This window comes from Ideonella sp. B508-1, from assembly GCF_000333615.1.
GTDB lineage: Bacteria > Pseudomonadota > Gammaproteobacteria > Burkholderiales > Burkholderiaceae_C > Ideonella.
This window is the reverse complement of sequence record NZ_BADL01000227.1, coordinates 1-1,744: the sequence shown is the minus strand read 5'-3', so window position 1 is coordinate 1,744 and position 1,744 is coordinate 1. Positions and strand designations below refer to the sequence as shown.

The 1,744-nt window shown below is 68.2% G+C and carries 3 protein-coding genes; 1 reads left to right on the top strand and 2 read right to left on the bottom strand.

Annotation, left to right across the window (positions count from 1 at the left end; all coding sequences use genetic code 11):
* Positions 1-78: 78 nt before the first annotated feature.
* Positions 79-429 (bottom strand): hypothetical protein, encoded by a 351-nt coding sequence (locus tag I73_RS09750; RefSeq protein ID WP_022980439.1) that lies wholly within the window; start codon positions 427-429, stop codon positions 79-81.
* A 108-nt stretch (positions 430-537) separates the two neighbouring features.
* On the bottom strand, positions 538-1,107 hold the full coding sequence (dcd, locus tag I73_RS09745) for a dCTP deaminase (RefSeq protein WP_022980438.1): 570 nt from the start codon (positions 1,105-1,107) through the stop codon (positions 538-540).
* Positions 1,108-1,189: 82 nt separating this feature from the next.
* On the opposite strand from dcd, the gene I73_RS09740 reads away from it, so the two are divergent.
* Positions 1,190-1,729: a DUF962 domain-containing protein gene (locus tag I73_RS09740; protein WP_022980437.1), complete on the top strand. Its 540-nt coding sequence runs from the start codon at positions 1,190-1,192 to the stop codon at positions 1,727-1,729.
* Positions 1,730-1,744 lie beyond the last annotated feature (15 nt).

Sequence of the window (1,744 nt, the reverse complement as noted above, 5' to 3'; positions counted from 1 at the left end):
AGCGGCCGCTGCAGGGGTGGCAGGAAATCCAGCCAGGCCCGCACCAGGGCCTTGGATCGGGGCGCGCGCATCGGCCGCTCAGGCGTCGGCCGCCCCCACCGCCGCCAGCAGATCGCGGGCGTGGTAGGTCTGAACCAGTCCCAACGCCAGGCGGCGCAGCGGGTCGTGCGCGCTGGCATGGGCCGTGGCAATGCGCTCGTAGGCGTAGTCGCGGTCAAAGCACATGCGCGCCACCTGCACCGGCTGGCGCTCCTGGGCCATCAGGGACTTGAAGTGCAGCAGCGCGCCCATGTCCAGGTCGGAGGCCAGGGGTGGCACCGAGCGGCTCAGCCGCGGACGCGGGTTGACCGGCGGGCGGGCCATCACCTCGGCCAGCCAGGCCGGCACGGCGGTGGTTTCAACGGCGTCGGAAGAGGTGTGCGTGTGCATGGGCGCTCCTGGGTTCCGGGGTGATCCGGTTGCCAGGGATGGTGCGCCAGCTGTCAAGCACGCAAAGCCGCGATGAAGCGGCCCAAAACCGCTCAGTTCTGGACCCGCTCAGGTCTTGGGCAGGGTGACGCCGTGCTGGCCCTGATACTTGCCGCCACGGTCCTTGTAGCTGGTCTCGCAGACCTCGTCGCTCTCGAAGAAGAGCACCTGGGCGCAGCCCTCACCCGCGTAGATCTTGGCCGGCAGCGGGGTGGTGTTGCTGAACTCCAGCGTCACATAGCCTTCCCATTCGGGCTCGAAGGGGGTGACGTTGACGATGATGCCGCAGCGCGCATAGGTGCTCTTGCCCAGGCAGATGGTCAGCACATTGCGCGGAATGCGGAAGTACTCGACCGTGCGGGCCAGCGCGAAGCTGTTGGGCGGGATGATGCAGACATCGCCTTCCACGTCCACGAAGCTCTTCTCGTCGAAGTTCTTCGGGTCCACCACGGTGGAGTGGATGTTGGTGAACACCTTGAATTCGCGCGCGCAGCGGATGTCGTAGCCATAGCTCGAGGTGCCGTAGCTGACGATCTTCTGGCCGTCGAGGGAATGGCGGACCTGACCGGGCTCGAACGGCTCGATCATGCCCTGCTGCTCCGCCATGCGGCGGATCCACTTGTCGCTCTTGATGCTCATCGGGTTTCCTCGGAAGGACTTGATTCTAGAAGCGCCGCCCGCACTGGGGCATGATGGAAGCCAAGCAACCGGAGACACCGCCGTGGCCACGCTCTTTCGTCCCGCCGACGAACTGCTGGTGGAATACGCCCGCTTCCACCGCGACCGTCGCAACATCCACACCCACCTGGTGGGCATCCCGCTGATGGTCTTCGGGCTGGCGGTGCTGCTGTCCCGCCCACCGCTGGCCGCCACCGACTGGGGCGGGCTGCGCTGGGTGCTGACACCGGCGGTGCTGCTGTGGGCCCTGAGCACGCCGTGGTACCTGAGCCGGGGCCTGCCCGGCGTGGGCCTGCTGGTGGGGGTGATGCATGCGCTGATGGTGCTGTTTGCCACGCCCCTGGGGCAGGCTGGCACCACGGTGTGGTTGGGCTGGGGCCTGGGCTGCCTGCTGCTGGGCGGGCTGCTGCACCTGGCGGGCCATTACTACGAGGGCCGGGCGCCGGGCCTCGTGCAGGACCTGATCGACCTGCTGGCCGCGCCCCTGTTCGTGGCGGCCGAGATGCTGTTCTCGCTGGGCTGGCTGGCCGCGCTGCGACAGAGGGTCGAACGCGAGCCCGGCCGCCGAGTCTGCGGGATCTGACGGGCCCGCTCACAT